The 7,188-nt window shown below is 66.5% G+C and carries 9 protein-coding genes; 2 read left to right on the top strand and 7 right to left on the bottom strand.

Translation table 11 applies throughout. The features are described from left to right. The 3 genes from KBI52_RS13960 to KBI52_RS13950 all read right to left on the bottom strand — a co-directional run. Nucleotides 1-203, bottom strand: a 203-nt coding sequence (locus KBI52_RS13960; protein ID WP_305797891.1) for a TCP-1/cpn60 chaperonin family protein, incomplete at its 3' end; no start/stop codon positions are given. A 56-nt stretch (nt 204-259) separates the two neighbouring features. Further along, on the bottom strand, nt 260-547 hold the full coding sequence (gene groES, locus KBI52_RS13955; RefSeq protein ID WP_173946442.1) for a co-chaperone GroES: 288 nt from the start codon (nt 545-547) through the stop codon (nt 260-262). A gap of 219 nt (nt 548-766) precedes the next feature. Then, nucleotides 767-1,612 (bottom strand): DMT family transporter, encoded by an 846-nt coding sequence (locus KBI52_RS13950; RefSeq protein ID WP_210808207.1) that lies wholly within the window; start codon nt 1,610-1,612, stop codon nt 767-769. A gap of 207 nt (nt 1,613-1,819) precedes the next feature. On the opposite strand from KBI52_RS13950, the gene KBI52_RS13945 reads away from it, so the two are divergent. Both KBI52_RS13945 and KBI52_RS13940 read left to right on the top strand, forming a co-directional pair. After that, on the top strand, nt 1,820-2,584 hold the full coding sequence (locus tag KBI52_RS13945) for a L,D-transpeptidase (protein WP_173946444.1): 765 nt from the start codon (nt 1,820-1,822) through the stop codon (nt 2,582-2,584). 119 nt (nt 2,585-2,703) lie between these two features. Next, nucleotides 2,704-3,033, top strand: coding sequence for a multidrug efflux SMR transporter (locus KBI52_RS13940; protein WP_210808205.1), 330 nt, complete (start codon nt 2,704-2,706; stop codon nt 3,031-3,033). Between the two features lie 54 nt (nt 3,034-3,087). On the opposite strand, the gene KBI52_RS13935 is transcribed toward KBI52_RS13940, so the two are convergent. The 4 genes from KBI52_RS13935 to KBI52_RS13920 all read right to left on the bottom strand — a co-directional run bounded on the left by KBI52_RS13935 (nt 3,088) and on the right by KBI52_RS13920 (nt 7,109). Then, nucleotides 3,088-3,795: a DUF2076 domain-containing protein gene (locus KBI52_RS13935; RefSeq protein ID WP_210808203.1), complete on the bottom strand. Its 708-nt coding sequence runs from the start codon at nt 3,793-3,795 to the stop codon at nt 3,088-3,090. Between the two features lie 56 nt (nt 3,796-3,851). Next, nucleotides 3,852-4,448, bottom strand: coding sequence for an NUDIX hydrolase (locus KBI52_RS13930; protein ID WP_210808201.1), 597 nt, complete (start codon nt 4,446-4,448; stop codon nt 3,852-3,854). Nucleotides 4,449-4,454: 6 nt separating this feature from the next. Further along, nucleotides 4,455-5,306, bottom strand: a complete 852-nt coding sequence (locus KBI52_RS13925; RefSeq protein WP_210808199.1) for an SDR family NAD(P)-dependent oxidoreductase — start codon at nt 5,304-5,306, stop codon at nt 4,455-4,457. 339 nt (nt 5,307-5,645) lie between these two features. Beyond that, nucleotides 5,646-7,109: a chromosome partitioning protein ParA gene (locus tag KBI52_RS13920; protein WP_210808197.1), complete on the bottom strand. Its 1,464-nt coding sequence runs from the start codon at nt 7,107-7,109 to the stop codon at nt 5,646-5,648. Nucleotides 7,110-7,188 lie beyond the last annotated feature (79 nt).

Genomic DNA, 7,188 nt, shown 5'->3' with positions numbered 1-7,188 from the left:
TTCTCGAACTTGTCGGAGAGCTCGATCTCCTTGGCGACGGTGACGCCGTCCTTGGTGATGCGCGGGGCCCCGAAGGACTTCTCGATCACCACGTTGCGGCCCTTGGGGCCCAGCGTGACCTTTACCGCATCGGCGAGGATGTCGACGCCACGGAGCATCTTGTCGCGAGCGTCGGAGGAGAACTTAACGTCTTTGGCAGCCATGGGCTTTGCCTCCAGTTAAATTGGAAAATTCTTGCGATCGGGGCGATGGCGGCCGATTAGCCGACGATGCCCATGATGTCGGATTCCTTCATGATCAGGAGGTCCTGACCGTCGATGCGCACTTCGGTGCCGGACCACTTGCCGAACAGGACGCGGTCGCCGGCCTTCACGTCGAGGGCAGCAACCTTGCCGCTCTCGTCACGGGCGCCGGGGCCGACGGCGATGACTTCGCCCTCTTGCGGCTTTTCCTTGGCGGTGTCCGGGATGATGATGCCGCCGGCCGTCTTTTCCTCGGCTTCGATGCGGCGGACGACGACGCGGTCGTGCAGCGGACGGAACTTCATGGAACTTCCCCTTTGACGATGGGCACGGCCCCTCTGGCCGCACCTTGGTCTCTTCGCTGTTAGCACTGTCCTTGGAGGAGTGCCAACGCTGGCGGCGAGATAGTCATATGGGCGGAGGGAGTCAAGAGACCTGCCCGAGGGACCATGGCAGAAAATGACCCTTGGCTCCTCCTAAAGGCCTGATGTGATGCTTTCATGACCGACCGGACGCCGGCTGCCTCAGCGCCGGGAGGTCAGCATCGCGGCCGCCACGATGAGGATGCCGCCGCCCAGGGTCGCCCAGGTGGGGATTTCGCTGAAAACCCCGTAGCCGATCAGCACGGCCCAGATCAGGGCCGTGTATTCGAGCGGGGCGAGCCTGGCCGCCTCAGCCTTGGCATAGGCGGTCGCCATCAGCACGTGGCCGATCACGCCGAGCACGCCCATGAGCAGGAACCAGGGCAGATGCGCGGTGTTCAGGGGCTGCCAGGCCCAGAGACCGAACGGCGCCACCAGGATGAACGGCCCGATATTCTGGAAGATGACGATGTGCAGGAACTTGTCCCTTTGGGCGCGCTGGCGCAGCAGCACCAGGCTCAGGGCATAGGTGATGGCCGAGACGAGGGCCGCCGCCACGCCCGTCCAGGACCGGGCCGCCCCGGTCTCCCCGGTCTGGCCGAAGACCACCACGAGGGTCCCCAGGAACCCGATGGCGATCGCTCCCACGATCCGGCTGTCGACCCTCTCGCGCAGCATCAGCATGCCGAACAGGGCGATGAACATCGGCGACAGGAAAGACAGGACGAGGGTCTCGGCGAGCGGCAGCTGTCCCAGGGCATAGAAGAAGCTCAAGGCCGTGACGACCGCAATCACGGAGCGGATCGCGTTGGCCGCGACGGTCTCGCCGTTGGGCCAGCCCGGCTTCAGAACCGCCACGACCCCGGCGACCACGAGGCTGCCGCACATGAAGCGCAGGAAGGCGACCTGGAAGGTCGGGTAATGGGCGGACATCCCCTTGATGACCGCATCCATGATGGACAGAACCGCGATGCCCGCGGCCGCCCGCAGGGCGGGACCGAATATCATGATGTCACGACGATGTGGAGACGGCGTCCGGAATGAGCGCCCTCGAGAAGCACGGCTCTTACAGCACTTTCCGCGCGCCTTCACCCCTCTTTTCAAAGCATCGACAGGAAAGCGATCCTCCGGCCTCAGCTTAAATTCAGACAGCTTGGCGGAAACAAAAGCCGCGCTTCCGGTTTATTCTGCAAAACAGCTAGACAGGATACTTCGATGCGCGCTTGGACCTCTTGCTCTGCACTGCTTCTGGCCGCCCTCCTCCCGGCTGCTGCCTCCGCGCAGCCCGCCTACCGGAGCGGCAATTTCTACGGCAACACCTATGTCTCCCCGGGCTACGACTATCCCTATGCCCACACGGAGGATGGCTATGCCGAGAGCTATCCCCGCGCGGCGCGCCCGGCCGCACGGGCCTATCAGGCCGAACGGGTCGCGAGCTATCCTTACGACGTGCGCACCACCGGCAGCGTCGTCGGGTCCCTGCCGCAGGACTACGGCAACGGCACGGGCTACGACAACAGCATCGACTACGCGATCGCGCCGGAATTCCAGCGCCAGCTCGTGTCGTATCGCGGCGCCGAGCGCCCGGGCACGATCATCGTCGATACCAACAACAAGTTCCTCTATTTGGTGCAGGAAGGCGGCCGCGCCCTCCGCTACGGAATCGGCGTCGGCCGTGAAGGCTTTGAGTGGAGCGGGCGCAAGACCGTGTCCATGAAGCGCGAATGGCCGTCCTGGCGCCCGCCGGCCGAGATGCTGCGCCGCCGCCCCGATCTTCCGCGCTTCATGGAAGGCGGACCGGACAACCCGCTCGGCGCCCGCGCCCTGTACCTGGGCTCGTCGCTCTACCGGATCCACGGCACCAACGAGCCGCACACCATCGGCCAGGCCGTCTCGTCCGGCTGCATCCGCATGCTCAACGACGACGTGGTCGATCTCTACAACCGCGTGAAGGTCGGAACGACCGTGATCGTGATCTGACCGCCCCGCACGCGGCATTCCATGCCTTATGCGATGGCCGGGCTCGTCCCGGCCATCGGCTTTTGGGAATCGCCCGCGGTCCGTTGTAAGGCGGCATGACCGGGTCAACGGGGGATGCCATGAACTACGCCTATCTCTTTGCGGCCATCGTCAGCGAGGTCGTCGCGACATCGGCCCTCAAGGCATCGGAGGGCTTCACGCGCGTCTGGCCATCGGTCATCGTGGTCGTCGGCTACGGGCTCGCCTTCTACTGCCTGTCCCTGACCATGCGCACGATTCCGATCGGGATCGCCTATGCGATCTGGTCCGGCGTCGGCATCGTGCTGATCGCCCTCGCGGGATGGCTGATCTACCGGCAACCGCTCGACCTGCCCGCCCTCGCCGGCATGGCACTCATCCTGACAGGCGTGCTGATCATCAACGTCTTCTCGAAAACCGCCGGCCACTGACACGAAAACGCCCGCCGGAGGGCGGGCGCATCTGACGCGGCCGACAGCGGGATCTCAGGTCCAATCCCCTTCGTCGCCGCCATCGCCGCCGAAGTCGGAGAAATCGTCCTGGCCGCCCTGGTCGCCCTGGGGCTCGTTGTAGAGCGAGTCCGTGATGCCGCCGAGATTGGCATTGTCCGCCGCCTGATCGGCCCCGCCCAGGCCGGCCAGGGAGGACGCGTCGTTCAGCGGATTGTTGTCGCCGCTGAAGGCGTGGGTCAGGGCGTTGGCGATCATCATGCCGCCGGCGACGCCCGCCGCCGTCGTGAGGGCGGTTCCAAGAAAGCCGCCGCCGCGCTGCATGCCGCCGCCCCAGGGGCCGGACGCACCGCCCGCCATGCCGCCTTGGGGAGCCCCGTAAGGCTGCTGCGGGAATTGCTGGGGCTGGCCCCAGGGCGAGGCCTGGCGGGCCGGCGGGGTGTTGTAGGCCGGTCCCGGCGGACGCGACGCGCCGCCGCCGAAGATGCTGGACAGGAAGCCACCTTGCTGAGGCTGGCGGCTCGCCCGGTCGAGCTCGGCCCGCAACTGCTCGTTCTCGGCCTGGAGATTGCCCAAAGCCTGCTCCTGGACGAAGACGGCCTGGGCCAGGGCGTAGGGCGCATAGGGCTGCTGGCGCAGCTTCTCGGCGATGAAGCGCTCGGCCTCCGGATCGCGAGGCTGGTCCGCTACCTGCTCGAGGCGTCGAAAGATGTCGCTGATGACCTGGCGTTCCTGATCATTCATGGCATGGCTCCTTCAGGGCGTGCTGGTGGAGGATGTAAGCATGGCCCCGGCCTTTGTCAGGGGTGGGCCAGTCCGAGCAGGCGCATATTCCGCAGGGCCTGCGGGGCGATCGTCTCCAGGTCCGCGACGTCGCGCCAAGCCGCACCATGCACCTCCCGCAGATCGGGACGGACGGCGTCGCGCTCCTTTGCCCTCACCACATAGCGGATGTCGTGATGCCAATGCTTGGGTTCGTTCCGCTCGGGACGGGCCGGGATGCGGTGGCTGTCGATGTCGATGGGCAGGCCCGTCCGCGCATGCCACGGGTCGATCACGAGGCCGCCCATTCCGGTTTCCTCCACGGCCTCGCGAAGAGCCGACATCGCCGGCTCGTCCGGCGGCTCGTAATGGCCGCCGGGCTGGAGCCAGCGCCCGAGGGAGCGGTGATGGATCAGCAGGATCCGCCGCCCCGCCGGATCGAGGATGAACGCCGATGTGGTGACATGCCCGGGCCACGTCCCCCGCGCGTGGAGGGCGTCCCCATCGGCGATCTGACGGCGCAGAAGCGCATGCCGTTCCTGCGGCACGCCGAACGCCCCGGCGTGCGCGTTCAGGATCGTCCCGATCTGCTCCCGAAAGGCTGCCGGCTCGAAGGGCACGGTCGAGGAACCCAAGTGTGGTCAGCCTTCCATCACCTTGGCGAAGGCCTCCTTGTAGTCGGGGTGCCAGCGCGACAGCGGCGGACGGTTCTCGATGAGGTCCTCGGCGGCCCAGCGGATGCGCTTCTCGTCCATCTCGCGCGTGGTCTCGTTGTCCGGGCAGAGCACGTAGAAGTCCTTCCGCTCAAGGGCCGGCAGCAGGAAGTCGACGACCTGCTCCGGCGCCCAGGCGCCGGCCGGCTTCTCGCTGATGCCCCTGGCCCGGGTGAAGCCCGTATAGACGAAGCCCGGAATGAGCAGATGCGCCGTGACCTGGCAGCCAGGCCGGGTGCGCAGGTCGTGGGCGAGCGCCTCGGTGAAAACCTTCACGCCGGCCTTGGAGATGTTGTAGGCGGTGTTGCCGGGCGGCGTAGTGATGCCCTGCTTCGATCCCGTATTGATGATGGCGGCCGGGGTGTTCTGGTCGATCATGGCGGGGGCGAAGACCTGAACGCCGTTGATGACGCCCCAGAGATTGGTCTCGAGGATGGCGCGCCAGCGCTGCGGATCGCCGAACATCTCGCCGCCGGCCTCGGTCCCGGCATTGTTCATCAGAAGCGCCACCTCGCCGAAGGCGGAATGAACGCTTTCCTTCAGTCTCTCGACCTCCTCCAGCCGGCTGACATCGGTCGCGACCGCCAGCACGTGGTCCGGGCTGCCGGCGACCCCGGCCACCTCCTCGGCGGCGCGCCGGAGCGCCTCGCCTTCGAGATCCGCCAGGCAGACCTTCATGCCGAGCTCCGCGAACCGCCTGGCGGCGGCAAGCCCGATGCCGCTCGCGGCTCCGGTGACGACCGCGACGCGGCCGGGGGCGATTGCAGGGTGCTGGGCCATTGCTTGGATCCTTCGTTCTTGTTTCCGAGACGGATGCGATTGGACGATCGGCCCAAAGTGGCGCGCCGGGGCTCGTTCGCCAAGGCCGGCGGAGCGATGGGCGCCATGTGTCCGGCGCGGTGCGCGAGCCGATCTCGGTCCCGGCCTGAACCTTCCTTGTCGTGGTGCCCTCTCCGCGTCATGGCCGGGCTTGTCCCGGTCATTCCGACACTGAGGAGCGCTGCGCCTCGATCCATCGGGATCGCCGGCACAGGGCCGGTGATGACGGTTTGAGCGGCGCAAACGCCATCCACCGAAGAAAAAGCCCCGCATCTCTGCGGGGCCGTGGAGGTGAACGATCTATTCCGCGTCCGGCGATTTCAGGGGCCGGACATTGGTTTCGGTCTCGTCCTCGTCGAACAGCGTCGGATCCTCTTCCGGCGTGTCGAGGCGGGTCTTCTTGCGCAGGGCCACGTATTTCTTCTGGATCTTGGTGCGGCTCTCGCGGGCGATTTCGAGGGCGCCCTGGACCAGGGAGCGCTCGGCCTTCTCGTTCTGCAGCTCCTCGGTGAGGCGGCGGTTGGCCGCCTCCAGGGTCCCGCGCTCCTGATCGAAGCGCTTGGTGAGCTGATCGATGCGCTCGGTGAGGCTCGCCAGCTTGTTGTCGGAGCTCTCGATCTGGAAGTCCTTGGCCGCGATGGCCTTGTTGAGCATCTCGACGCGCTCCTGCAGCTCGATGCGCGAGCGCTGGAGTTCGTTGACCATGGCGACCTGGCGCTCGACCTCCTGCTGGGTCGCCTCGAGGCGGCGGTCGAGGGTGTTCTTCTCGATGGTCGTCTCTTTCAGGTTGCGCTCGACGCCGCGCAGGGCCTCGTTCTTGTCGCGCAGCTGGTCGCGGGTATGGGCCAGGATCTTGTCGGTCGCGGCCAGACGCGAGTTGAGGCCCTCGATCTTCATGTCGAGCGCCGAAAGATCGGTCTGATGGGCCGAGCGCTCGGAATCGATCTGGGTCTCGAGGCGCTGGCGCAGCACCTGCTCGGCCATGAGCTTGGTCTCGAGCTCGGAGGCGCGCTGGCGCGTCGCCTCGAGCTGGGTCTCCAGTTCGCCGTAGCGGTTGGTCAGGCTGGAGAGGCGATAATTCTGCTCCTCGGCCACCTTCTGCAGGCGTTTCACCTCATGATCGAGCAGGCCGTTGCGCTCTCGGGTCTCGATGAGCTCCCTTTCGGCCCGGGCCACCGTCTGGTCGGCCTCCTGGGCTTCGAGGCGCAGAGCCTGGTTCTCCTCGGTGATGTTGCGGGCGCGCTCCGTTTCGATGGCGAGCTGGTTCTCCAGGTCGCCGACGATCGCCTCCTTGTCCTTCACGTTGAGGCGCAGGTCCTCGATGAAGGAATCCTGCTCGCGAACCCGGGACTCCGCCTTGCGCAGCTGCGAGACCGCGGCGGTCAGATCGTCCACCGTCCGGGCATGGAGGCCGTTGATGTCGCCGAGCTCCCGGCGCAGGGCCACGGTCATGTCGCTTTCCTGCCTGAGCACCGCCTCGGTTTCGAGAAGCCGCGACTGGAGCTGCGGGTAGCTGCGGATGAGGTCGTTCACGGGCTCGCTGAGAAGGGCGAAATCCTCCTTCAGGCTGCGGATCTCCTCCAGCCGGTCGATCATGTTGGCGAAGCGGACGCGAATCAGCTCGTTCTTCTGGCCGACGGAATCGAGCGCCCCGTTGGGACGTACCACGATCGTCTCGCCCTTGTGGGCGGGCGCCTCGACAGGTGCAGCGGCGGCCGCGACTACCTGGGCGCTCTCGCCCTCCTCATGCAGGGAGCCGGCCAAAGCCTCATCCTGCTTCCTGCCAAAACGGTTCCTGAACGACGTCCAACCCGAAGACATATGCCGGCCCTTACGCCTCTGA

Origin of the sequence: Microvirga sp. HBU67558, assembly GCF_018069605.1 — a bacterium.
Taxonomy (GTDB): domain Bacteria; phylum Pseudomonadota; class Alphaproteobacteria; order Rhizobiales; family Beijerinckiaceae; genus Microvirga; species Microvirga terrae.
This window is presented reverse-complemented; position numbering and strand designations above follow the sequence as displayed.